Origin of the sequence: Brevundimonas sp. DS20 (assembly GCF_001310255.1) — a bacterium.
Taxonomy (GTDB): Bacteria; Pseudomonadota; Alphaproteobacteria; order Caulobacterales; family Caulobacteraceae; genus Brevundimonas; species Brevundimonas aurantiaca.
In genome coordinates this window covers 1,116,445-1,140,062 of the sequence record NZ_CP012897.1, presented here as the reverse complement: position 1 = coordinate 1,140,062, position 23,618 = coordinate 1,116,445, and the positions used below count along the sequence as shown (strand labels likewise).

Here is a 23,618-nt window from a genome sequence, read left to right as displayed (position 1 = left end):
TCGCGCCCGAAGCTTTTACAACCTTGGTCGATGCCGCTATGCCACTACCAGTTTAACTTCGTTTGTAAGTAAAAGTACTAGTATCCCTGAAAAGCACAGCGATGTTGGGTTCAGATAAACATTCCGTACACTTTCCAGTAATGAGTGAGCACTAACGCTGCAGCCAAAGGGCGACGAACGCCCGCAGCATCGAGAGCGGATATGTGGGCCAAGGGGAAAAAGCCGGCGAGCGGCATGCTGGAAACGGCTGTAGAGGCTCTTCGCACCAACATCATGTTGGCCGACAAGGACCTGAACATCACCTATCTGAACCCGGCGGTTCGCAATCTTCTGCAAGAGGCGGAAGCCGAGCTACGGTCAGACCTGCCCAACTTCAGCGTTGATCGGCTGGTCGGCTCCAACATCGACGTCTTCCACAAGAACCCGGCCCACCAGCGGCGGATGCTGGCGACTTTGAGCGAACCCCATTCGGCCACCATCCGGGTCGGGGGTCGCGCCTTCGACCTGTTGGTCACGCCGCTGAAACAGGGCGGCAAGGCCGCCGGTTTCGTCGTGGAATGGGCGGACGCCCGCTATCGGCTCGCCAGCGAGGACTATGCGGCCCAGATCGAGGCCATCGGCCGATCTCAGGCCATGATCGAATTCACCCTGGACGGGACCATCGTCAACGCCAACCGCCTGTTCCTGGACGCCATGGGCTATCAGTTAGAAGAGATCGTCGGGCGCAAGCACGCCATCTTCGCCGAGCCGGCCTATCGCGACAGTCCTGAGTACAGCCAGTTCTGGGCCGCCCTGTCGTCCGGCCAGTTCCAGTCCGGCGAGTTCCGGCGCGTCCGCAAGGACGGCGGGGCCGTCATCATCCAGGGCTCCTACAACCCCATCGTCAATCCGGACGGCAAGGTGGCCAAGGTGGTCAAGGTCGCCGTGGACGTGACCCGTCGAGTCGAGGCGGTGGAACAGATCGGCGACGCCCTGACCGCCCTGGCCCAGGGCGACCTGGAGCGCCGCATCACCACGGCCTTCATCCCGGAACTGGACAAGCTGAGAACCGACTTCAACGCGGCCGTCGACGCCTTGCAGGCGACGATGAAAAGCGTCGGCGAGACGGCGGGCGCCATCCGTTCCGGCGCCGACGAGATCGGCGTGGCCTCCGACGACCTGTCGCGCCGCACCGAACAGCAGGCCGCCAGTCTGGAGGAGACCGCCGCGGCTCTGGATCAGCTGACCGCCACCGTCCAACGCAGCGCCGCCAACGCCCAGCAGGCCGCGACCGTCGCCGCCGGGGCGCGCGGCGACGCCGAACGGTCCGGCGCCGTCATGGAAGAAGCGATCGGCGCCATGGCCGAGATCGAGCGCTCCTCTGGCGAAATCAACCAGATCATCGGCGTCATCGACGAAATCGCCTTCCAGACCAATCTTCTGGCCCTGAACGCCGGGGTCGAGGCGGCGCGCGCGGGCGAGGCCGGCCGCGGCTTTGCGGTCGTGGCGTCTGAGGTCCGAGCCCTGGCCCAGCGGTCGGCTGAGGCGGCGAAAGAGATCAAGGGCCTGATCGCCGGCAGCACCAGTCAGGTGGGCAAGGGGGTGAAACTGGTCGGCGAAACCAGCCAGGCCCTGGCCGTCATCGTGGACCGGGTCGCCGAGATCGACGGCCTGATCACCGAAATCGCCACCTCGGCGCGCGAACAGTCGACCGGCCTGGCCGAGGTCAACACCGCCGTGAACCAGATGGACCAGGTCACCCAGCAGAATGCGGCGATGGTGGAGGAGTCGACAGCCGCCTCCCATTCGCTTCGCCAGGAGACCGAGAACCTCGCCTCGATGATCGGGCGGTTCCGCCTGGGCGCCGGATCAAACTTGCTCGCCGCCGCCCCGCTCGCCGCCGCTCGCCCCGCCTCGCCGCCCCGTCCCGCGCCGGTGAAGCTGGCCGCCGTCGCCGGCCGTCAGACCGCCGCCGCCCAGAGCGTCGAGGCGGACTGGGAAGAGTTCTAGAACCCGATCGTTCGGCCGGCGCCGCGCAGCGGTTCCGGCCAAAGCGTCAGTCAAGCGCTCGCTTGGATTTTCAGCCGATCAGGCCCTGGGACCGGACGCAGCGGGCGGGCGTCGACGCGGGGCGGGCTTGAGCTTGCGCCCCTCCTGCTCAGACAGCCGTTCGACCGCCGCGCCGATCTTTTCGAGCGTTCTCTGGGTCACGGCCAAGTCTTCGGCGCCGACAGACTCGAGAATCTGCTCCTGAACGCAGGACAGGCACTTAGACCAGACGTCATGGGCCGACCGTCCCTCGGCGGTGATCTGCAATAGATGCGCCCGTCGGTCGCCGATCAGGGTCTGACGGCTCACCAACCCCGCCGACAGCAGGGCGGCCGTGCGGGTGGACATGACCGCCTCTGACACAGCCAAAAGGTCGGCGGCCTCGCGCTGGGTCAGGCCGGCAGGCCGGTTCTGCAACAGCGTCAGCACGGCCAACTGGCCGACGCCGAAGCCGGCTTCGGCCAAAACCTCGTCCAGGTGGGCGGCCCACCGCCGCGCCAGGATCGCAACCGTCAGCCCCAGGGTGTTGCCGGCGTCGCCCTTGCCGCCGTGGCCGCAGTTCGCGTCCGGGCCATGACCTGCGCAGGTCGTAGGATCGCCACAGACGAGGGGTCGATCTTCTGGCGCGGCGAGTCGGGCGCCGTCGTGCATGTCAGGTTTCCTCCTAGCCTGACAGTTTCACCCAAAGACCCTGCACGCAATAAGGATTTTCCCGAGTGGGCGGGGTATGTAATCGTCAACAGACATTGTCGGGCCAAGTTAAGGCTGTCGTGGGATAAGCCCGGCCACGCCTGAATGATGGGCGATCGGCAAGACCCTGTCCCAGGTTAAAGCCGCCACCGCAAGGCCGCGCAACATGACGGTGTCACCACAGGCGCCGCTCATGAGACGCTATAAAAATAACAGACTAGGCATCCCGCAGAACCTGGATACCCTTCAGCGGTCAGGGTCAGCGTGTTGGGTCAATCGCGCAGTCGCTTGTCCCCCGGTCGCCATTGCAGTCGCCGCGCTCGTCTACGACACTCAATGCACCCTCGCGGCTGCCTGGCGTCTCATACGAGGCGAGATAGGCGACGAGACCCTGGATTTCCTGAACGGTCGCTGTTTGCGTGGTCGGAGCGACCGGGACCGCCGTGATCGTCAAGCTGTTGCCGATGAATGTGAGTTGGTAGTTCGCCGAGGCCGCAAGGCTTCCCTGGGTGATGGCGTAGGCGCCTGGCGCCTCGCCTGGGGACCGTGTAAGCGCGCCGGTCAGCGCATCGCCGGTTACAAGACTGCCGGTAGTGACGGCGTAGGTTAGCGCGGGATCCGGCGCGCCCTGGGTTTTGGAAACCGCGTCGGCGGACACGGTGATCGACCGTCGAAGGATGGTCGCAAGAGTCGATGCGGGCACGGTGAGAGTATAGTTGCCAGCATCGGCGCCGGTCAGGCCGACGCCGCTGACCGTCACGGTCTTTCCGGTTCCGGCGTTGGCGTCGGTGAAGGCGAAGGATCCGGCGGTGGCGCCGACGCTGTCACCGCCGAGCACGCCGTTCAATGTCACCGTTCCCGCGGCCGCCGTCGTGCCGTCATAGGTCTTGTTAGACGCAGACACATTGGCGGTGATCGCACGCTGAAGGATGTCGGCCAGGGCCGTAGCGGGGATGGTCACGGTGTAGTTGCCCGCATCCGCCCCCGTCAGACCGACGCCGCTGACCGTCACCGTCTTGCCGGTTGCGGCGTTGCGGTCGGCGAAGGTCCAGGTTCCCGCCGTCGTGCCGACCGTATCGCCGCTGACGACGCCCGACAGGGCGACCGAGCCGGAACCGGCGGTCGTGCCGTCATAGGTCTTGTTCGAGGCGGTCAGGGTGACGGTCAGACTGCGCTGAAGAATGTCGGCCAGGGCCGTGGCGGGAATGGTTACGGTGTAGTTGCCCGCATCCGCCCCCGTCAGACCGACGCCGCTCACCGTCACCGTCTTGCCGGTTCCGGCGTTGCGGTCGGCGAAGGTCCAGGTTCCCCCCGTCGCGCCGACCGTATCGCCGCTGACGACCCCCGACAGGGCGACCGAGCCGGAGCCCGCCGTCGTGCCGTCATAGGTCTTGTTCGAGGCCGTCAGGGTGGCGGTCAGACTGCGCTGAAGAATGTCGGCCAGGGCCGTGGCGGGAATGGTCACCGTGTAGTTGCCCGCATCCGCCCCCGTCAGACCGACGCCGCTGACCGTCACCGTCTTGCCGGTTCCGGCGTTGCGGTCGGCGAAGGTCCAGGTTCCCGCCGTCGCGCCGACCGTATCGCCGCTGACGACGCCCGACAGGGCGACCGAGCCGGAACCGGCGGTCGTGCCGTCATAGGTCTTGTTCGAGGCGGTCAGGGCGCTCGTCAGGGCCTTGGGCGTGACGGTGATCTGGCCGGTGTTGCTGAAGGCGAAGGCGTAGCCGCTGTTGCTGGTGAGCGTGCCCTGCGCGGCGGTGACGGCATAGGGGCCGCCGGCGACGGAGGCGCGCTCCGCTGATCCGGTAGAGCTGATCGCAGCTGCCCCGCTGAAGGCCGTCGCCGCCGTATCGGCCAGGAAGGCCCCCGCCACGCCCGGATGATAGCCGCTGACGGTGTAAAGGGCGCCCACCGAACCCGTCAGATCGGTCCCATAAACCTTGCTCGTGGAAAGGGTAGTGACCGTCAAAGTGGGTTGGGCGGCGAAGACGTAGCGGTTGCCGCTCAGACCCGCCGGCGCTCGTGTCGCCAAGGTTCCGTTCCAGAGGGCCGTGGAGCCGCTGTCCAAACCGCCGAAGGTGCTGGAGTTCGGAGACGCCGCATAAATCGTCCACTTGCCCGAGGCGGCAAGCGCAGAAGAGCCCGACTGGTTGATGAAGTCGCCGTCGGTGGAAAGGACGATGTCGCGACCGCTTGCGATCCCCGAGGGGCTGAACGACAAGGCTCCTCCGGTGGTGCGGACCAGGATGTCGCCGGCGCCGGCGTTGACGCCGCCCGTCACCGTCAGCCCACCCTCATCAACGAGCGAAAAGCCGTTCGCCGTAAAGACGTCGAGATCGCGAACACGGTTGACGGCCGCCGTCAGATCGGTGGCCCCGCCTGATCCACCCGTCAGATAACCCGAAGTGATCCGCCCCAGGGCGCTCTGGCCGATCGTGCCGCCCGCGTTGAGAAGAACCGTGGAGGTTCCCGCATCGAGCGCCGCATTGAGCACGATGTCCGAACTCGCCCCGCTCGCCGACAGGGTGATTCCGCTGGCGGTGATCGGCGCCTGCACCGTCAAGTCGCCCGTGGTGGTCAGAGAGACCCCGGTGGCTCCGCCGTTGAGCGCGCCGCTGACCGTCAGGCCGCCTGTATCGACCAGGCTCAAACCGTTCGCGTTGGACGCGCCCAGGGCGCCGATCGCATTGGCCGCACCATTCAAGGTCACGCCGTTGATCGCCGAGATCGTCAGGACTCCCGCCGTCAAGGCTCCGGCGGTCTGAGAAATTCCGTCGCTGGACGTCAGGCTGAGAACCCCGTCCGCTCCGGTCTCGGTCAGATCGCCGCCGAGCTGGAGCGACTGCCCCGACAGATAGAGGCCGTTGCCCGCGGTGAGCGTCCCCACCACGTTGACGGCGCCGCCGTTCTCGGCGGTGATGCGAAGTTCATCCGGCGCGCTGAGCCCGCCCAGGGTTACGCCGAAGGCCATGTCCTGAATGATGAACTTGCCGATCCCCGAAGCCGCGTTGAGGAAGACCGGCGAAAAAGCGGCGCCTCCGGTCCAGTCCGGCGCCTTTAGGGTATAGTTCTGACCCACCTCGACCGAGACGGAAACAGTGGTCAAATTGCCTGACTCCAGCCGCACGCTTCCGGTGGGGACTGAGATAAGGTCGTTGATGATCACTTCATCGGACGCAATCACGTTCAGATCGCCCCCGGAAACCGTGGCGGCGCCGATTGTCACATCCCCTGCGGGAGCCCCCGTCGGTGTTTGCAACGCCCCTCCGGCGATGAAGTGGCGACTGAAGGACTCCTCTCCCGCTGCGTAAAGCACGACGTCGCCATCGACGAACTCCACTGCGTCAGCCGCCGAACCGCCCAACAGAATGGAGCCGAGACCGCCGTTGTAGCCGGCGGCGATCAGATAGGTGCGTCCTCCGGCGGCAGCCGACGCGGTGTCGAAGCGCGCTTGGGATCCGACGCTGATTGCGGTGTTCTTGTCGGTACCCGTTGCGACGGTGAGCGCAAGATAGGCGTCGAGATCACCGTCGAAGACGAGCGTCGCGTCACGCGCGGCGATCAGGGCGATGCTGCCGCTGGCGGTCGCGCTGCCTGAGAAGTTGATTTCGGGGCCCACCACGGTCACCGCGCCGGCGGCGGCGTTCAGCGCCGCGCCCCCGTTCACCGCGACGGAGCCGCCCACGCCGGTGAAGTTGAAACTGCTGTCGTTGTCAAAGATATCGGCGTCGGTCAGCCCTAGAGACGACAACAACAGTCCGCCGACGTTGAGAACCGCGGTCCCTCCCACCGCTACGCCGGAGGAATCGAGAAACCAGACCTGGCCGTTGCTGTTGACGGCGCCGTTGATGATCGTGCCGCCTCCGCCCAGAACCCGATTGACGGCAATGCTCGTCGAGCCGCTCTGGTTGAAGTTCAGCGTGTCGCCGGGCGCCAGATTGAAACCGTTCCAGTTCAAAAGTGTCCGCGAGCCGCTCAAAGTGATGGTCGAGGTGTCGGCGCCGCCGGTGTTGGACGCCGCGCCCGAGAAGACGGTCGCCGATCCCGATCCGTTATAGGTGTTGGAGACGGTTCCGGCGGCCGTGCTTCCACCGCCGGCTGCGATCTGGGCCGAGGCCGGCGCCGCCAACGCCAGCAAAAGTGCGACGGGGGCCGCGGCGCTCAGAAGAAGCGAGACGCGACGACGAGCGGCGTGAGCGTTGTTCATGGCGAGCCTCAACGGAACGAGAAGGTGGTGGAGAGCGACAGCAGCAGCCGATCCTTCGGCCGGTCCGCGCCGGGGAACGGCGCGTTCTGCGGCGCCGCATAGACCAGGCTGACCTGCCCCCTGCGTGTGCGGGCGCGCACCCCGGCGCCGACGGACCAGGGCCGGCTGTCGTAGCCGAAGGCGTCCTGGTTCCACAGCTTGGCCGCATCGACGAAGCCGAAGACGGTCCAGACCGCCTGGGCGGACGCCGCCTCCCAGCCCGCCTCGATCTGGGTCGCCAGGGCCCGATCGCCGGACGCCGCTCCCGGATCAAAGCCCCGGCCTACGGTGTAGGATCCCACCTGGAACTCTTCATAGGCCGGCAGCGGATCCGGCGCCCACTGCCCCAGCAAAGCCGCCGCCGCATAGAGGCCGCGTCCCGGCGACAGGACGACGTCCTTGCGGATCGAGGCTTGACCTCGAACCGAGGTGAAGTCCGGCCGCCCTTCGGGCCGCGACAACAAGGGATCGCCGGCTTCGCTGGCGCCGAAAGCCTCCAGACCTTTGCGCAACTCGGCTTGGAACCCGCCTTGAAGCCCCGGCGTCTGCCTCGGCCGCCAGGTGGCGACGACCTCGGCGGAAAGGACCCGCAGGCTTTCCTCGAACAGGGCGGTCGCATCGCCGTTCGGCTGGCGGAAGGCGCCCAGATCGTTCTTCTGATCCACCCACTCCAACCGGGCGCCCACATCCATGCGCAGGGGCCGAGTGAGGACGACCGGATACTGGACGCCGAGTCGGCTGACGGTCGAGCGTCCCTCCAACTCTAGCGGCGCCAGGGCGCCGCCGGGCTCGGATTCGCTGTAGGCCACATCGCCCAGAACGGTCAGGCCGGAGGCTCCAATACGGAATTCCTCCAGCAGTTGGACCACTCGTTGATCGCCTTCCAAACCCGAGAACAGGATCAGGCTGGTGCGCTCGGCGAAGGCGGTGAAGCTGTTGGCGTCAAGGCGGATCGAGGCGCCCTCGCGCCCGACTTCTTCTGAACCGAAGTTCTGGCCGCTCAGGGTGACGTCCAGCTTCCGCCGAGGGGCGAAGGCCGCCACGGCTTCCAGACCATTGGCTTCGCCCGTCTCCGCGCGACGGATGCTGAAAGACGGGTCGGCGCCGGGAATGTCGCGAACCAAGAGAAAGGCGCGTTCGACTTCGCGCCAGCGCGTCGCCCGTTCCGTTTTCAGAGCGCTCAGATGGTCGGCGGCAAGGGCGGCCGCAGGGCCCAGTTTGTCGGCGTCAATCACGGAGGCGCTGACCACTCGACCTTCGGTCACGGCGATCACCAGGACGCCGCCCGTCATCCGCTGTTGGGGCAGATCCACCCGCACCAGGGCTTCGCCCTCAGCACCGTACAGGGCGGCGACGCGGTCCCGAGCGACGCAGAGCACCGACAGATCGCTGTCCTTACCGATCAGATCCGCCACCGCGTTTTGAATCTCGGCGTCGGAGATCAGGCTGGCGCCCTGCGCCTCGATCCGCGTCAGGGTCGTGCGACCTTGACCTGTGAAGGGGCATTGTCCGGGCTGGTACAAGGTTGTTGGATCAACGACCGGTGCGGCCAGCGGGCGCGCCTGACGCGCCGGATCGATCTCTTCGCGGGTCTGGCCGGGGACGACCTGGGCTGAGGCGACGCCTGGGGCCAGGAACAGCGCGACGGCCAGGGTCGATGCGCCTCCCATAAGTCGCCAAGAGGCGCCGCGCCTTGCAATACCACCCATCACGCCTGCCCTCTCCCCAACCGCCGTAGGGCGGCGATCCAGTCCTTGTTCGCTGAACTAGACTCCCTCAGTCTTGTCTGCATCTACAATCTTGTAGAGGTTCCGTCGGTCCAGGACATTCGGACAGAAGGGAAGACGCACGGATGAATCAGCATTCGCTCGCCGGCTCAGAGCTTCTAGCGTGACCGAAGAGGATGTCGCGGCGGCGACCGCCGCCTTCCAGGGCGTGGGTTTGGGGGACCGGACCTGGGTGGAGGCGCTGGAAGGCCTGGCCAGGCTGACCGGTTCAAAGGGCGGCGAACTGATCGGCCTGGGTCGAGAGGCGGCGGTGCCGTTCAACTGGATGACGGGCTTGCCGCCGGAAGCCTCCGCCGAGTTCGTGACGGCGGGCGGCGGCGACCCGCGCGTGAACTCGCGCGTTCGAATCGGCATGGCGGCGCCCGAGATGGCGGTGCTCGACGAAACGGCCTTCACCAGCGCGCAGGACGCCGCGCGCTTTCCGGAATACGGCGCCTGGTTGCGTCGGCATGATCTGGCCTTCGCCTGCCTGTCCCCGCTGCTGCGCCAGGACGACCTGCTGGTGGGTCTGGCGCTGATGCGGAGCGAGTCTCAGGGCAATGTGACAGTGGAACAGCGTCGGGCCTTCGCAACCGTCGTTCCTCACGTCCGCGCCGCCGTCCGGACCCAGATCGTCCTGGACGCGCGAGGATTGAACCTCGCCCTGGGCCTTCTAGATACGCTTTCAAACGCCATCCTCATCTGTGACGGGCACGGTCGAGTCCTGGCGCTCTCCCCCGCCGCTGAGGCGATGGCGACTTCGGGCGAGATCCTGCGCGTGACGCGCGGCATGGCGGCCGGCGCTCGCGATGCGGACACCGCCGCCCTTCGCACCGCGATCGCTGCGGCGGCGGCGAGCACCGGCGGCCTCCGGCCGCCGCCCCGACCCGTCGTGCTGCGCGACGCCAGAGGAGACCGGCCGACCCTTGCCGAAGTCTGTGCCGCACCTGGAGACTATGCCCTGAGGTTCGGGGCCGCCGCCCTGGTGGTCATTCGCCCGCCGCGACAGGAGGAGGCGCGCCTTGTCGCCGCAACACGCAGCCTGTTTCACCTGACCAGAGCAGAGGCGGAAGTCGCCGCCAAACTAGCCGCCGGAATGGGGCCCCAAGCAATTGCCGAAGCCAACGGCGTCGCCGTCGGAACGGTACGCACACATGTACGCCGCATATTCGAGAAATGCGGCGTGCGGAGCCAACTGGAACTCGTGGCGCTTCTGGCGCGACTTTCATGACGAAGACTATGTCGGCATCCCCATCCTGGCGACCGGCGAAGTCGGAGCGCCGGATCGCGACCGCGCTGGCGATCCGTTGCGACGGGCTGTTCTGAAGCCCAGGGCGTGGCGCCGTGAACGCCTGACGCCCGCCCGCGTTCGTCAGTGAGCTCATGGATCAAAGGTTCGCTATGACGGACTACACCCTCTATTATTGGTCCCTGCCCTTTCGGGGGCAGTTCGTTCGCGCGGTTCTGGCCTATTCCGGCAAGACTTGGCGGGAGCCCGACGACAGAGAGATTTCCCGCTTGATGGAGGGGCCGGTCCGCGCCATGCCAGTGCCCTTCATGGGGCCGCCGGTTCTCATCGACGAACAGAATAAGGTCGCGCTCTCCCAAATGCCGGCCATTCTCCTCTATCTCGGCGAAACTCTCGATTTGCTGCCGGCAACGCCCGGGGCTCGGGCTTTGACGCTCAAGATCATCAATGACGCCAATGATCTGATCGACGAACTCACTCTCGACGGCGGCCGTGAGATGTGGACAAACCCGCGATGGGCCGACTTCGAGCCGCGTCTGAGAAAATGGATGTCCCTCTGGGAGGAGACCGGCCGACGTCACGGCCTAACGGGGATCTCCGGCTTCTTGCTCGGCAGCGCAAAACCACAGATGGCGGATCTTGTGACAGCGACGCTCTGGGCCACCCTGGCCGACCGGTTCCAGCCCCTCGAGGACTTGATCAGGGATGCCGCACCGATGACAGCGGCCCTGTCCAGCAGGGTGGCCGCCCTCTCGCCCTTGGCCGACTTGGCCAATAAGGCGCGGTCAGATTACGGGGACACCTGGAGCGGCGGAAATATCGAGGCTTCGCTCCGCAAGGTCTTGAGCGCCCGTCAATAGCCAGATTGACGGATCACGGTGCCCTTCACATCCGCGAAGTCGCCATGATGCCTAAGAGTAACAGGGTCAGTATCGGCAAAGGGCGTCGAGACGGGCTCTGGGCGTCGAGAGCCCGAGACCTTCTCAAACAGGAAGGACGAAAACCCGTTCATATCCTGTCTGACCATCTGTGGTGGGGAAGACCAGAAACTCCTCGCCGGCAGAGTTGATCAAGTCTCGTGCTATCTCGTTGAAGGCTGAATCCTGCCCCTCCTTGCGGACAAGGATAAGCCTTCCCCGTCTTGCTCGCGGCGGAAGGCGGGGTGCTCGCGGCTGATGCTGTCCAGATGAACTCCCATTGCCCGACTTCATGGCGACCCCGGCAGGACTCCAACCTGCGACCTCGGCTTTAGGAAAGCCTTGCTCTATGCAGCTGAGCTACGGGGCCCGCAGGGGTGAACTAGCGGGTCGGGGCGGAGGGGGGAAGACGGTGGGCGCGGCGAACTGCATTTTCTTGGCCGCGTCGTCGGAGCCGCCCCAACTCGATTGTGGTTAATCTGTCTTAAGATACAATATCTTGGGGTGAACAAAGGCTGAATCGGCGCGAGTCCGCGATTCGGTCCTGATTCGTTTCGCCCCTGTTCCGCCGGCTGCGCATCGCGCTTTAACCGGGCGCGGGCGTGCGGTCCACGACGGCGCGCAGGCCGGCCAGCAGGGTCGCGTCCGAGGCGACGCCCCCCTCGCCCAGGATCAGCGACAGGGCGTGGACATGGACGTCGATCGAGGGCCAGGACCAGGCCTCGGCCGCCGACATCCGGCTGACGACCTCGCACAGGCTGTAGGCGGCCTCGTAGAAGGCCGGCATGTCGAGAAAACCCGCCGTATCCACCAGGACGGAGGCGATGGCGTAGAGCTCGGCCTCCGGGGCGGCGGGCCGACCGGCGCAGAAGGCCGCCAAGGCCTGGACCTTGTCCTGGATCACCCGCAGGGTTTCCTCCCGGCGCCCCTCCAGTCCCTGTTCGGCGGCGGCGACGGCGGCCTCGATATCTATGCCGCCGGGGCGCGCCATCTGCCGCTGAAGCGAGGTGGTGATGTCGCGAATCCGCACGGCGGGCTTTGAGACATCCTGAGAAACGGCTTTGGAGGCGGCGGTCACAGGTTCACCTTCATCGGCTTCAACAGCATGTCGATATCGTCCTGGTTCATGTTTTCGCCGACCGCCTCGCCGACCTCGCCCGACAGGTCGGTGCTGCGGCGGCCATCCTCGCCGGGCGGCGGGCCGTAGTTGTGGACGCGCCGATCCGGCCCGACATAGTTTTCGGCCTCGATGAACTGGCGGTTCTGGGCGCCCAGCCAGACGATGCGGCGCAGGAGGACCGACGGCGTCAGGGGTTTGGCGACGATGAAGCTGGCGCCGCAGTCGCGGCCGCGCGCGACTCGCGCCTGGGCGGCGTGGCCCAGGATCATGATCACGGGTGTGAAACGGGCCGGCTCGGGCGCCTCGCGCCTCAGCCAGGTGACGAAGTCGTAGCCGTCCATCTCCGGCATGGCGCAATCGACCAGGATCAGGTCCACCGCCCGACGACGCAGCAGTTCGACCGCCTCCTTGGCGGACGGACATTTCAGCTGTTCGCGCACTCCGAACCCCTGGACGATCGAGCTGAGCAGATCCAGCGACGTCGGCTGGTCATCGACCAGCAGCAGGGTGGAATGCGCCAGATTGACCTTATCGGGCGCCTTGGTCACGGCGTTAGAATAGGGTCAGATCGCCCGAATCGGGCGGAGCCGAGACCTTGACGCCGGCGGCGGGCCGCAGCCGCACCGCCATGTCGGCCAGGGAGATGCGGCTGACGGACTCGGCCGGGGTGGCCCCGTCGCCCAGCATACGCAGGACGCCGGACAGGGCCTCCAGCCGCTGGGTCAGGGCGTCCAGGGCCTGGGCCTCGGTCAGGGCCTCGGCCCGATCCTCGGCCGGGGCGCGGCGCACCAGACGGCTGACCAGGGCCTCGACATGGTCGATCCCCTCGCGCACCCGTGTCAGCTCGTCGGCGACGGCGACCAGCAGTTCGGCGTGTTCGGGAGGGGCGTGCATCAGAACAGCTCCAGGGCGCCGGTATCGACCGGAGGCGGGGCGACGGGCGCGGGCCGCGGCGCCACAGTGTCGGTCACGGCGCGTTGCAGAGCCTTGCCGGTCACGGGCCAGTAGTGGACCCGGCGCCCGCCGTCTCCGCGCAGGCTGCCGCCGACGACCGGAATGCCTTCGTCACGCAGGAATTTCTCGGCGAAATCGGCGTTGGAGCGACCCACGTCGCGCAGGGAGTCGAACATGCGGCCGCCGCCGAACAGCTTGGCCTCCAGCCGATCGCGCCGGCCGCCCGCCTTCAGCACGTCGTTGATCAGCAGTTCCATGGCGTAGGCGCCGTAGCGGCGGCCCGCGTCGGTGCCGGCGCCGGACCCTTCGGGCAGCAGGAAGTGGTTCATGCCGCCCACCCCGGCGACCGGATCGCGCAGACACATGGCGACGCAGGAGCCCAGAATGGTGCTGAGCACCACATTGGGATCGCGCGTGACATGGTGTTCGCCCTGTCCGACGTGCAGACGCTTTTCTTGCGTGTCCTTCAGGGCGGAAAAGGTCATGTCAGGGCGCCGAAGACGGCTTCCATCTTGCCCTTCAGCTGGGCGACGGTGAAAGGCTTAACCAGGTAATTGTTGACGCCGAACTGGACCGCGCGCTGGACCAGCTCGCGGTCGGCGCGACCCGTCAACATGATGAAGGCGGTCTTGGAGGTCGGGGGGTGGGCACGCACCGCGCGCAACAGACCCAGCCCGTCCAGATTGGGCATGTTGTAGTCGGAGATGATCAGATGGGCCGGCTTGGCGATGATGTCACGCAGGGCGATCTCGCCGTCGGCGGCTTCGCGGATCTCGCGGACGCCGAGCTGTTGCAGGCTGGTGCGGACCAGAGAGCGCATCGTCATCTGATCGTCGACGACCAGGCAGTGGAGTGAGGCGGCGGCGGGCATGAGTACGGCTCCCGGTGTCAGGCGACGGACCGTGCGGCCGGATCGGCGCACAGGTCAAGGATGGCTGGGGCCAGGCGGTGCAGCGGCAGTTGCCGCTCCACAGCGCCCAGTTCGAAGGCGGCCTTGGGCATGCCATAGACGACCGAGGTGGCTTCGTCCTGACCCAGGGTGCGGCCGCCCGCATCGCGGATGGCCTTCAGCCCCTTGGCGCCGTCCTTGCCCATGCCGGTCAGGATCACGCCGGTCATGGGCCGTTTCAGACGGACGACGGAATCGAACATCACGTCCACAGACGGACGGTGGCCGTTGACGGGTTCGCTGTTCACCAGGCGGCAGCGCGGCGACAGGCCCGGCGTCAGCTCCAGGTGCGCGGCGCCGCCGGGCGCCAGATAGATGTGGCCGGGCTTCAGCGGCGCGCCGTCCACGGCCTCGCTGACCGCCGGGGCGCAGACCCGGTCCAGGCGCGCCGCGAAGCTGGAGGTGAAGGTCGCCGGCATATGCTGGGTGATGACCGTCGCCGGGCAGTTGGCGGGAAAGCCGCTCAAGACCGTCAGCAGGGCCTCGACACCGCCGGTGGAGGAGCCGATGGCCAGGACGTGATTGGGCGCGGGGCGATAGGCGCTGGGGGCGGCGGCGGCGGCGGGCACGTCGCCGCGGGCGCGGACCCGCGACCGGGCCGCCGTCTTCACCTTGCCGATCAGTTCGTGGAAGGCCTCGGCGCTGGCCACGGCCGGCTTGGCGACCGCGTCCACCGCGCCGATCTCCAGCGCCGCCAGGGTCACGTCCGTGCCCGCTGCGGTCAGGGTCGAGACCATGACGACCGGCATGGGCCGCAGCCGCATGATCTTCTCCAGGAACTCCAGCCCGTTCATATTGGGCATTTCGACGTCCAGGGTCAGGACGTCGGGGTTCAGCTCCTTGATGGCCGTGCGGGCCTCCAGCGGATCGGCGGCGGTGCCGACGACTTCGATTTCGGGGTCCGACTTCAGCGCGGCCGAGATCAGGCCGCGCATGGTCAGGCTGTCGTCCACGATCAGGACTTTGACGCGATCGGCCATCAGGCGGCTCCCAGGCGGTAGGTGGTCAGACCGGCGGTCTGCAGCTGGCGGCTCGCCGGGCCGGACACGCGCTCGGAATGACCGATGTAGAGGGTGGCGCCGGGGTTCATCAGCGGGGTGAACCGGCTCCAGATCCGCTCCTGCGTCGGATCGTCGAAATAGATGACCACGTTGCGGCAGAAGATCACGTCGAACCGGCCCTTCATCGGCCAGTCGCCGATCAGGTTCAGTTCGCGGAAGGTGACCAGCCGCTTCAGCTGCGGCCCCGCCACCCAGTTTCCACGATCCGCGCGGTTGAAATATTTGCGCCACAGGGTCGCCGGCGCCGGCTCCAGCGCCTCTTCGGAATAGACCCCGTCATAGCCCTGGGCCACCATATTGGGGTCGATGTCCGTCGCCAGGATGCGCACGTCCAGGTCCGCCGCCTCGGGCAGGACCGACAGCACCGTCAGGGCCATCGAATAGGGCTCCTGCCCGTTCGAACAGGCGGCCGACCACAGCCGCACCCGGCCCCCGGCGCGGGCGCGCGCGGCCAGGTCGGGCATGACGCGGTCGCGCAGATCGTCGAAATGATGCGGCTCGCGATAGAAGCGGGTGACGTTGGTCGTCAGGGCCGCCGTCATCTTCTGACGCTCGTCCACGCCGTCGGCGCCCTCGACCAGGGCGCAATAGTCCCGGAAGCTGGTCAGGCCCAGGGTCCGCAGCCGTTTGGCCAGGCGCGAATAGACCAGCGCGGCCTTGCCCTCGTTCAGGGCGATGCCGGCGTGGGCATGCAGCATCTGGGCGATTTGACGGAAGTCGTCGGCGGTGAAGACGAACTCGCCTTCGACGATCGACCCCCGTCCCGGGGCGGGGTTCATGCGGCTTCGGCCTCGACCTGGGGCAGGATGTGGTCCAGTTCGATCAGGCTGATCATCCGCCCGTCGATCGAGAAGATGCCTTTGACGAAGGTCTTGACCTGGTCGCTGGCGACGTCGGGCGTCGGCTGAACCGCGGCGTCGTTCATCTCCAGAATGTCGGACACGGCGTCGACCAGCAGCCCCACCATGCGGCCGCCGATATGGGCCACCATGATGACGTGGCGGGCGGTCGGCTCGGACGTCTCAAGCCCGAACCGGGCGCCCAGGTCGATGATCGGCAGGACGGTGCCGCGCAGATTGATCACCCCCTTCATATAGCCGGGCGAGCGCGGCAGGGGGGTTGCGGGCGTCCAGCCGCGGATTTCGCGCACCGACATGATGTCGACGCAGAATTCCTGCCGGCCGATGCGGAAGGCGATGAGTTCGCGCTGGGTGTCGTTGGCTTCTGTCATGGGTCAGCTCGCGAGCTTGAAGTCGGATCGGGGAGATTTGCGGCGCATGTCGGTGACAAGGACGTCGACGTCGAGGATCAGGGCCACACGGCCGTCGCCCAGGATGGTGGCGGCGGCGACGCCCTCGACCTGGCGGTAGTTGGTCTCCAGGCTCTTGATCACCACCTGGCGCTGGCCCTGGATGGCGTCGAACAGCAGGGCCGCCTGCTGGCCGCCTTCGGTCTCGACCACCACGGCGACGCCTTCGGAAGGGACCATCGGCGTCTCGCGGAAGCCCATGGTCAGGGCCACGTCGATCAGCGGCAGGAAGCGATCGCGGAAGCGGATCACCGGATCGAGCCCGCCGACATAGTGCAGGTCGCTTTCCTGCGGCGTCAGGCTTTCGACGATGGCCGGCAGAGGGGCGATCAGGGTCTGGTCGGCGGCCGTCACCACCATGCCGTCCAGAACCGCCAAGGTCAGCGGCAGGCTGAGGGTGAAGGTCGAGCCCTTGCCGGGGACCGAACTGATCGAGATGCGGCCGCCCAGGGCCTGGATCGACCGCCTGACCACGTCCATCCCCACGCCCCGACCCGAGATGTCGGACACCACGGCGGCGGTGGAGAAGCCGGGCAGGAAGATCAGATTGTCGATCTGTTCGTCGGTCAGGGCGGCGTCGGCGGCGATCAGCCCCTTGTCCACCGCAATCTTCTTGACCCGTTCGCGATTGATGCCGCGGCCGTCGTCGGCGATTTCGATGACGATCCGGCCCGAGCGGTGCAGGGCCGCGAGGCGCACCGTACCCTCGGCCGGCTTGCCGGCGGCGATCCGCTCCTCCGGCGTCTCCAGCCCGTGGTCGATGGCGTTGCGCAGCATATGGGTGATCGGCTCGGCCAGGCGTTCGACCACGGTCTTGTCGACCTCGGTGTCTTCGCCGGAGGTGACCAGACGGACCTGTTTGGAGACCATGTCGGCGACTTCGCGGACCAGGCGCGGCATGCGCTGGAACACCGACTTCACCGGCTGGGCGCGGATGGCCATGACGCTGTCCTGGATCTCGCGCGTCAAAAGCTCCAGATCTTCCATCCCAAGCGCGATGCCCGAAGAGCGGGCCAGGCCGCTTTCCAGCACGCGCTGGGACAGCATGGCCTGCTGGATGACCAATTCGCCGACGACGTTGATCAGGCGATCGACCCGATCCAGGTCGACGCGGATGGTGACCGGCGCCGGCGCCACGGGGGTGGCGACCTGGGCGGGGGGAATGGGGGCGGCGGCCGGGGCCGGTGCGGGCTCAGGCGCGGAGACCTGGGCGGCGACCGGCGCAGGCGCGGCCGGCTCGGGCGCGACCGACTGGGGCGCGGGGGCCGGCGCCGGAGCGGCGGCGGGCGTTTCGGGCGCGGCGCCTGCAGCGGCCTTGGCCAGCAGGGCGGCGATGTCCAGTTCGTCGCTGGCGGGCAGGACGGCCGGCGGCTCTTCCTCGAAGACCAGGGCCGGGGCGCCGCCCAGCGGGGTGATGGTCAGGTCGCAGTCGGCCTCGACGAAGTCGAACACTTCCCGCACGGCCTTTTCATCGACATCGGCGACCAGGTCGATCGTCCAGGTCAGATAGCCGTCTTCGGCGACCAGCACGTCCAGGGTCGGCAGGGCGGCCTCGTCCACAGAGACGGTGATGGGGCCCAGCCGGCCCACTTCGCGCAGCAGCAGCCCCGCCTCATTGGCGCTGCCGTACATGCGGCCGTGCGGCTTGAAGACGATGCGCCAGCCGGGCTGGCCTGCGGGCGCCGCATCCGCAGCGGGAGCCTCGACCGCCAGCGCCGGGTCGTCCAGCGGCGCGTCGAAGGCCATGGGGGTGAAGCCGAAGTCGTCTTCCTCCTCCTCTTCGACGGCGGGCGGCGCCTCGCCGCCGTGGGTCAGAAGCTCCAGCTCCTGGACCAGGCCGGCCGAACGCTCTTCGTCCACCGGAGGAGCCAGGCCCTGGGCGGCCTGGATGTGGTCGGCCAGCACGTCAGAGGCCCGCAGCAGGGTCTTGATCGTGACCGCGTCGCAGGGTTTGCGGCCGCCCCGCAGCTCGTCCATCAAGGTCTCGAAGACGTGGGCGAACCGGACCAGAGCCTCCAGGCCGAACGCCCCCGCCCCGCCCTTGACCGAGTGAACGGCGCGGAAGACGGCGTTGATCGTCTCCAGGTCGGTCTGACCCTGCTCCAACAGCATCAGCTTCGATTCCAGTTCGGCGAGCAGTTCGTCGCACTCCTGGAAGAAGGTGGCTTTGATGGCTTCGAAGGCGTCCATGGCTGTTGGCCCGACCGATCTGGAAAAGTGTTAGGCCGCCACGCGGCGAACGGCGTCGACCAGTTTCACCGGGTCGAAGGGTTTGACGATCCAGCCGGTCGCGCCGGCGGCGCGGGCGCGGGCCTTCTTCTCGGCGTCGCTCTCGGTCGTCAGCACCAGCACCGGGGTGGTGCGGTGGTTCGGATCGGCGCGCACGCCTTCGATGACGCCGAAACCGTCCATGCGGGGCATGTTGATGTCGGTGATGATGACGTCGGCGCCCTGGGCGGCGAGCGTCTCCAGGCCGTCCACGCCGTCTACGGCTTGGATGACGACATAGCCGGCGTCTTCCAGGGCCATCAGCAGCATGTCCCGCATGGTGCGGGAATCGTCGATGGTCAGAACGGTCTTGCTCACGCGAGCGCTCCTTCAGTGAGGTCTGGTGCGTTGGTTTCGGACGCGCCGAAGGCGGCCCATTGTTCAGCGAAAGACGTCGATTGGGGCGTGATCATCAGATCGACCCCGTCGGCCGCCCAGGTCTTGCGGGCGGAGAGAAGGACTTGGAGACAAAGACCGCCCAGGCGTTCGACGCCGCTCGCATCCACCGTTACGGCCTGGCCGCGCTTGGCCAACAGTTCGGCCTTCAGCGGCTCGGCTGCGTTCATGTCCAGGACCGATGCGAGACTTATGACCTCAGCCATTGGTGTTTCCTTGTTTCAGCCCCGTCCGCTTCGTCTCACGCGGTTGGTAAATATCGCTTGAAGAACGGAGCATTTTAGAACTCTTCCCAGCCGTCTTCGGCGGGAGCGGCCTGTTGGGCGGGCGCGGCGCCGCCGCGGCCCAGGGTCTTGAGGGCCTGGACCATGCGGTGGGCCGGCTTGGCCGGTGCGGAAGGCGCCGGCGCGGGCGCAGGGGCGGGGGCGGGGGCGGCGGCGACCTGGGCCGCTGAGCCGACCTTGAACCGGGCCACCGAGGCCTGGAGCGACTGGGCCTCCTGGGCCAGAGAGTGGCTGGCCGCGGTCGACTGTTCGACCATGGCGGCGTTCTGTTGCGTGACCTGGTCCATCTGGTTGACGGCCGTATTGACCTCGGCCAGGCCGATCGCCTGTTCCTGGGCCGAGGCCGCGATTTCCGACACCAGTCCGTCGATCTCGGCCACCCGATCGACGATCCGCTGCAGGGCCTCGCCGGTCTGGCCGACCAGTTTCACCCCCGAACCGACCTGGGTGCTGGAGGTCGAGATCAGGGTCTTGATCTCCTTGGCGGCCTCCGCCGACCGCTGGGCCAGGGCGCGGACCTCGGAGGCCACCACCGCAAAGCCGCGACCGGCCTCGCCCGCACGGGCCGCCTCGACCCCGGCGTTCAGGGCCAGGAGGTTGGTCTGGAAGGCGATTTCGTCGATGACGCCGATGATCTGGCTGATCTGGTCCGACGAGCCCTCTATGGCCTGCATGGCCTGGACGGCGTCGCGAACGATGACGCCCGAGGTCTCGGCGTCGCCCTTGGCGGCCTGGACCACGTCCGAGGCCTGGCGCGCGCCCGACGCCGTCTTGTTCACCGTGGCGGTGATCTCGTCCAGAGCCGCCGCCGTCTCCTCCAGCCCCGCAGCCTGTTGTTCGGTACGACGCGACAGGTCGTCGGCGGCCTGGCTGATCTCGCCGGCGCCGGAGCGGATGCCGGCGATATTGCCCACCACCACCGACAGGGCCTGCTGGAGCTGAGCGATGGCGGCGTTGAAGTCCGTCTTCAGCTGCGCCGCCTTGGGCGCGAATTCGGTCTCGATCCGATAGGTCAGGTCGCCGTCCGCCATGGCCGCCAGACCCCGGCCCAAGGCCTCGATCGTCACCCGGTCGGCCTCGGCCTCCGCCGCCTTCTCGGCCTCGCGGGCGGCCCGCTCCTGCTCGCTCATCGAGCGCTGCGAAAGCGCCTCCGCCGCCAGACGCGCCTTCTCAATGGCCGCGTCGCGGAAGGCGACGATGGCCTGAGCCATCTTGCCGAACTCATCCTTGCGGTCGGCGCCCTGGACCTGGATGGCGGTGTCGCCCGCCATCAGCTTCTGCATATAGCCGATCATGGTGAAGGTCGGCCGCACGATCGAACGGGTGGCGACCAGACCTGCAGCCAGGGCCATCAGCAGGGCGCAGACCATGCCCACGATCACGGCCATGAGGGCGGCCTGGGCCGCCTCGGCCTGAGCCTTGCGGGTCGCCTCGCGGGCGGCCTCGTTCTCAGCCCTCAGGACGTCGATCGCTTCTTCAACTGGAGCGATGAACTGGTCGGCGACGCCGGTTTGACCGACCATCCGGCTGGCCTCGGCGATCCGCCCCTCGGCGACCATCGCCTTACCGACCTGGACGATGTTGGCGTACCAGCCGTCAGCGGCCTTGATGGCCTCGTCGACGGGCGCGGCGCGATCGGCGGGCAGTTTTGCCCGCACCTCCTCCAGCGCTTCCTTGAACTTGGCGCGGTGCAGATCCAGCCGTTCGGCGTAATAGGGGTCCTGCGACAGCAGATAGCCGCGATAGGAGTTTTCCTGCTTTGACAGGCGGAACTCGGCGACGGCGAGCACTTGATTGATCTCACCTTCTAGGTTGCGAGCGTGGTCGGCGCGCTGCAAGGCCAGAAGGTTCGTCACCACCACCACGCCCATGACGGCGATGGCGGCCAGGACCACGCCGAAAGCCACGGCGAGCTTCCGTCCGACGGACATGTTCTCAATAAAACGCAACCCAAACTCCTACGGTCTTCGTCGATCTGAGCGCGCCGCCACGGCCGAAACGGCCCTTTGCGGCGCGCCAGCCGCCCCTCTGCGATGAACCCGCATCTGTCCGACCAAGGATGGAAGGATGATTAATACGATTTCTGAACTGCGGCTTAGGTAGGAATGCGTAGCGAAGGTTGGCGCGGGCTGAGGGGCGGCGCCATCCGGCGCAGCGAACGCGGCGGATCTCCTGAATCGCATCGGACGAAGTGCGCTCGATAGTCGCGAGGCGTGTGAAAAGACGACGATATCGCTTCCCAGCCACGCCATTGTCGTTGTAGTAAATTCGTCAGAAAAGCGGCGACGGTGAAGTCCAGATGATTTCGCAACGGCGAGATCCAACATGACAGGGGCGCGGGCGGACGCCTTTACTGAGTTGTTGAAGCGGGTCATCGGAAAATCCGCGAACGCATCTCCGAAGAACGCCGTTCTGCTCGCATGCGTCTGCGTCCCGCTGGCGGTTACGACGAGCGTGGCTCTTCGCGACGTCGATCACGTGCACTACCTGCCGCTGTTCGGAGCCGTCATGGCGACCGCCCTGGTCGGCAGCCGCACCGCGACCCTCTTCGTCATCGGCGTCTCCATCGCCGCCGATCTGGCGATGAAGGGGCGAAGCGACCTCTTCGATGCGGCGGTCGGCGCCGGCCTCTTCATCGCCGTATCCCTGCTGTTGGCCGAAGTCGGTCATCGGCTGACCAGCCGGACCGCCCTGTTGCACAGCATACTGACCTCGGTGCCCGTGGTGACGCTGGACGACGAGGGGCGTATTCGCCGCATCACCGGCCCGGCGGCCGATCTGCTGGGCGTGGCGCCCGAGGATGCTCACGAACGCCCTTTCAGCCTGTTCGCGCCGGACTTCGGCGAGGACATCCTGGCGAGTTTCGTCAAGGACGCCCCCCTGGCCGCCCCGCCCTCCGGCTATTGGCTGGTGAGACGTCCCAACGGCGAGATCGTGCCGGTGATCATCCACGGCGGGCTGCTGGCGCACAGCATGGCCTCCGAGCGGGTGGTCCTGTCCCTGGCGGACCAGCGTCCGAGCCTGGCCGTCAACGATCGCATGCGCGACCTGATGGACCAGCTCAGCAAGAGTTGGCGGCTCAATTCCATGGGTGAGATGGCGGCTATCCTGGCGCATGAGCTGAACCAGCCCCTGACGGCCGCCACCGTCTATCTCCATGCGTGCCAAACCGACATCGCGCGCGCTGGACCGATCGGCGACAGCGCGGGCCGCGCCCTCGACCTGGCCAAGACCCAGCTTCTGCGCGCGGGGGACATCATCCGGCGCATGCGCGAACTGATCGCGACCGGGGCGTCCCAGCTGACGGAAGAGCGGGTCTCCTCCATGGTGGACGACCTGCGCCCCCTCTTCGATTTGATCCGGCAGGAAACCGGTATCGCCGTCCGCATCGACGTCGATACGGCCGGGGATCGGGTCTTGGCCGACCGAATCCAGTTCCAGCAGGCCATCACCAATCTGGTGCGCAACGCCGTCGACGCCGTCGGCGACCATCCCGGTGCGGTCGTATCGCTCACGGGCCGCAGCCTAGCCGATGAGGGCTATGAGATCCGGATCGAGGACAACGGCCCCGGCATCGCCGAGGATCAGATGGACCGGATCTTCCAACCGATGATGACCACCAAGGCCGGCGGCATGGGCCTGGGCCTGTCCGTCACCCGCTCCATCATAGAGAGCCACGACGCCGCCCTGGCCGTAGGCCGCAGCGCCCTGGGCGGCGCCGCCTTCTCCTTTCGCCTCACGCCTGTCACGGAGCTCGAAGCCGCATGACCGACCATTCCGTCTTCGTCATCGACGACGATCAAGCCATGCGCGATTCCTTGCTCATGCTCTTGCGGGGCGAGGGCATCCGCGCGCGGGGTTTCGCCAGCGCGATGCAGTTTCTGGAACAGCTGCCGGACGACAAGTCCGCCTGCGTCATCACCGACCTGCGGATGCCCCAGATTGAAGGCTCCGAACTGATCCAGCGGCTCAAGGCGCTGAAGGGCGAGGCCTGGCCTGTGATCGTCATCACCGGCCACGCCGACGTGCCCCTGGCCGTCCAGCTGATGAAGGCCGGGGTCGTGGACTTCATCGAAAAACCCTTCGATCCCAACCGCATCCTGGAGGCGGTGCGCGGCTGTCTGTCGGCCTTGGCGCGCCAGGGCGTCGAGAGCGAGGCGCGCGAACAGACCGCCGCCCGGCTGGCCAGCCTGACGCCGCGCGAGCGCCAGGTGTTCGACGCCCTGATCGACGGCAAGTCGAACAAGGAGATCGCCCTGGCCCTGGACATCAGCCCCCGCACGGTCGAGATCTTCCGCGCCAAGGTGATGCAGAAGATGCAGGCCCAGAGCCTGTCCATGCTGGTGCGGCTGGGGCTCAGCGTGGCCGACGCCTGACGCCC

At 67.2% G+C, this 23,618-nt stretch carries 20 protein-coding genes and 1 tRNA gene; 5 read left to right on the top strand and 16 right to left on the bottom strand.

Going from position 1 to position 23,618, the window contains the following annotated elements; translation table 11 throughout:
* Positions 1–234: 234 nt before the first annotated feature.
* The gene (locus tag JL11_RS05495; RefSeq protein WP_224762151.1) at positions 235–1,989 is read left to right on the top strand and encodes a methyl-accepting chemotaxis protein; all 1,755 of its coding nucleotides are present in this window, start codon (positions 235–237) and stop codon (positions 1,987–1,989) included.
* Between the two features lie 78 nt (positions 1,990–2,067).
* Here JL11_RS05495 and JL11_RS05490 read toward each other — a convergent pair whose 3' ends face one another.
* From JL11_RS05490 to JL11_RS05480, 3 genes are all read right to left on the bottom strand, one after another.
* Positions 2,068–2,679 carry a MarR family winged helix-turn-helix transcriptional regulator gene (locus JL11_RS05490; RefSeq protein ID WP_054764770.1) on the bottom strand — a complete coding sequence of 204 codons (612 nt, stop codon included), beginning with the start codon at positions 2,677–2,679 and terminating at the stop codon, positions 2,068–2,070.
* A gap of 298 nt (positions 2,680–2,977) precedes the next feature.
* Complete coding sequence (locus tag JL11_RS05485) at positions 2,978–6,925, bottom strand: beta strand repeat-containing protein (protein WP_054764769.1); 3,948 nt, start codon at positions 6,923–6,925, stop codon at positions 2,978–2,980.
* 8 nt (positions 6,926–6,933) lie between these two features.
* The gene (locus tag JL11_RS05480) at positions 6,934–8,634 is read right to left on the bottom strand and encodes a ShlB/FhaC/HecB family hemolysin secretion/activation protein (protein ID WP_054764768.1); all 1,701 of its coding nucleotides are present in this window, start codon (positions 8,632–8,634) and stop codon (positions 6,934–6,936) included.
* 220 nt (positions 8,635–8,854) lie between these two features.
* Between JL11_RS05480 and JL11_RS05475 the strand changes: the two genes are divergently transcribed.
* The gene (locus JL11_RS05475; protein ID WP_054764767.1) at positions 8,855–9,961 is read left to right on the top strand and encodes a helix-turn-helix transcriptional regulator; all 1,107 of its coding nucleotides are present in this window, start codon (positions 8,855–8,857) and stop codon (positions 9,959–9,961) included.
* Positions 9,962–10,131: 170 nt separating this feature from the next.
* The gene (locus tag JL11_RS05470; protein ID WP_054764766.1) at positions 10,132–10,839 is read left to right on the top strand and encodes a hypothetical protein; all 708 of its coding nucleotides are present in this window, start codon (positions 10,132–10,134) and stop codon (positions 10,837–10,839) included.
* 350 nt (positions 10,840–11,189) lie between these two features.
* On the opposite strand, the gene JL11_RS05465 is transcribed toward JL11_RS05470, so the two are convergent.
* From JL11_RS05465 to JL11_RS05405, 13 genes are all read right to left on the bottom strand, one after another.
* Positions 11,190–11,266 (bottom strand) — tRNA-Arg (locus JL11_RS05465).
* Between the two features lie 216 nt (positions 11,267–11,482).
* Positions 11,483–11,974 (bottom strand): hypothetical protein, encoded by a 492-nt coding sequence (locus JL11_RS05460; protein WP_054764765.1) that lies wholly within the window; start codon positions 11,972–11,974, stop codon positions 11,483–11,485.
* Entirely contained in the window at positions 11,971–12,564 is a 594-nt protein-coding gene (locus tag JL11_RS05455; RefSeq protein WP_054764764.1) for a response regulator, read from the bottom strand. Before JL11_RS05455 ends, JL11_RS05460 begins: the two co-directional genes overlap by 4 nt.
* 4 nt (positions 12,565–12,568) lie before the next feature.
* A complete protein-coding gene (locus JL11_RS05450) occupies positions 12,569–12,910 on the bottom strand; it encodes a hypothetical protein (protein ID WP_054764763.1) in 342 nt (113 codons plus the stop codon).
* Positions 12,910–13,455 carry a chemotaxis protein CheD gene (locus tag JL11_RS05445; protein ID WP_054764762.1) on the bottom strand — a complete coding sequence of 182 codons (546 nt, stop codon included), beginning with the start codon at positions 13,453–13,455 and terminating at the stop codon, positions 12,910–12,912. Before JL11_RS05445 ends, JL11_RS05450 begins: the two co-directional genes overlap by 1 nt.
* Positions 13,452–13,841, bottom strand: a complete 390-nt coding sequence (locus tag JL11_RS05440; RefSeq protein WP_054764761.1) for a response regulator — start codon at positions 13,839–13,841, stop codon at positions 13,452–13,454. The genes JL11_RS05445 and JL11_RS05440 overlap by 4 nt, the downstream gene beginning before the upstream one ends.
* Positions 13,842–13,858: 17 nt before the next feature.
* The gene (locus JL11_RS05435) at positions 13,859–14,899 is read right to left on the bottom strand and encodes a protein-glutamate methylesterase/protein-glutamine glutaminase (RefSeq protein WP_054764760.1); all 1,041 of its coding nucleotides are present in this window, start codon (positions 14,897–14,899) and stop codon (positions 13,859–13,861) included.
* Positions 14,899–15,759, bottom strand: a complete 861-nt coding sequence (locus JL11_RS05430; protein ID WP_054764759.1) for a CheR family methyltransferase — start codon at positions 15,757–15,759, stop codon at positions 14,899–14,901. The genes JL11_RS05435 and JL11_RS05430 overlap by 1 nt, the downstream gene beginning before the upstream one ends.
* Entirely contained in the window at positions 15,756–16,211 is a 456-nt protein-coding gene (locus JL11_RS05425; protein WP_054764758.1) for a chemotaxis protein CheW, read from the bottom strand. Before JL11_RS05425 ends, JL11_RS05430 begins: the two co-directional genes overlap by 4 nt.
* Before the next feature lie 3 nt (positions 16,212–16,214).
* A complete protein-coding gene (locus JL11_RS05420) occupies positions 16,215–18,479 on the bottom strand; it encodes a chemotaxis protein CheA (RefSeq protein WP_054764757.1) in 2,265 nt (754 codons plus the stop codon).
* 30 nt (positions 18,480–18,509) lie between these two features.
* Entirely contained in the window at positions 18,510–18,875 is a 366-nt protein-coding gene (locus tag JL11_RS05415) for a response regulator (RefSeq protein WP_054764756.1), read from the bottom strand.
* A complete protein-coding gene (locus JL11_RS05410; protein ID WP_054764755.1) occupies positions 18,872–19,159 on the bottom strand; it encodes an STAS domain-containing protein in 288 nt (95 codons plus the stop codon). Before JL11_RS05410 ends, JL11_RS05415 begins: the two co-directional genes overlap by 4 nt.
* Positions 19,160–19,233: 74 nt before the next feature.
* Positions 19,234–21,168, bottom strand: coding sequence for a methyl-accepting chemotaxis protein (locus JL11_RS05405; protein ID WP_054764754.1), 1,935 nt, complete (start codon positions 21,166–21,168; stop codon positions 19,234–19,236).
* A gap of 523 nt (positions 21,169–21,691) precedes the next feature.
* On the opposite strand from JL11_RS05405, the gene JL11_RS05400 reads away from it, so the two are divergent.
* Positions 21,692–23,005: a sensor histidine kinase gene (locus JL11_RS05400; RefSeq protein ID WP_224761249.1), complete on the top strand. Its 1,314-nt coding sequence runs from the start codon at positions 21,692–21,694 to the stop codon at positions 23,003–23,005.
* Positions 23,002–23,613 carry a response regulator FixJ gene (fixJ, locus tag JL11_RS05395; RefSeq protein ID WP_054764753.1) on the top strand — a complete coding sequence of 204 codons (612 nt, stop codon included), beginning with the start codon at positions 23,002–23,004 and terminating at the stop codon, positions 23,611–23,613. The genes JL11_RS05400 and fixJ overlap by 4 nt, the downstream gene beginning before the upstream one ends.
* The last annotated feature ends 5 nt before the right edge of the window (positions 23,614–23,618 follow it).

Excerpts from the sequence above, each read along its gene's own strand:
- JL11_RS05435 (WP_054764760.1), bottom strand. The coding sequence starts at position 14,899 with ATGGCCGATCGCGTCAAAGTCCTGATCGTGGACGACAGCCTGACCATG.
- JL11_RS05495 (WP_224762151.1), top strand. The coding sequence starts at position 235 with ATGCTGGAAACGGCTGTAGAGGCTCTTCGCACCAACATCATGTTGGCC.
- JL11_RS05485 (WP_054764769.1), bottom strand. The coding sequence starts at position 6,925 with ATGAACAACGCTCACGCCGCTCGTCGTCGCGTCTCGCTTCTTCTGAGC.
- JL11_RS05445 (WP_054764762.1), bottom strand. The coding sequence starts at position 13,455 with ATGACCTTTTCCGCCCTGAAGGACACGCAAGAAAAGCGTCTGCACGTC.
- JL11_RS05440 (WP_054764761.1), bottom strand. The coding sequence starts at position 13,841 with ATGCCCGCCGCCGCCTCACTCCACTGCCTGGTCGTCGACGATCAGATG.
- JL11_RS05450 (WP_054764763.1), bottom strand. The coding sequence starts at position 12,910 with ATGCACGCCCCTCCCGAACACGCCGAACTGCTGGTCGCCGTCGCCGAC.
- JL11_RS05470 (WP_054764766.1), top strand. The coding sequence starts at position 10,132 with ATGACGGACTACACCCTCTATTATTGGTCCCTGCCCTTTCGGGGGCAG.
- JL11_RS05405 (WP_054764754.1), bottom strand. The coding sequence starts at position 21,168 with ATGTCCGTCGGACGGAAGCTCGCCGTGGCTTTCGGCGTGGTCCTGGCC.
- JL11_RS05420 (WP_054764757.1), bottom strand. The coding sequence starts at position 18,479 with ATGGACGCCTTCGAAGCCATCAAAGCCACCTTCTTCCAGGAGTGCGAC.
- fixJ (WP_054764753.1), top strand. The coding sequence starts at position 23,002 with ATGACCGACCATTCCGTCTTCGTCATCGACGACGATCAAGCCATGCGC.
- JL11_RS05410 (WP_054764755.1), bottom strand. The coding sequence starts at position 19,159 with ATGGCTGAGGTCATAAGTCTCGCATCGGTCCTGGACATGAACGCAGCC.
- JL11_RS05480 (WP_054764768.1), bottom strand. The coding sequence starts at position 8,634 with ATGGGAGGCGCATCGACCCTGGCCGTCGCGCTGTTCCTGGCCCCAGGC.
- JL11_RS05430 (WP_054764759.1), bottom strand. The coding sequence starts at position 15,759 with ATGAACCCCGCCCCGGGACGGGGGTCGATCGTCGAAGGCGAGTTCGTC.
- JL11_RS05425 (WP_054764758.1), bottom strand. The coding sequence starts at position 16,211 with ATGACAGAAGCCAACGACACCCAGCGCGAACTCATCGCCTTCCGCATC.
- JL11_RS05490 (WP_054764770.1), bottom strand. The coding sequence starts at position 2,679 with ATGCACGACGGCGCCCGACTCGCCGCGCCAGAAGATCGACCCCTCGTC.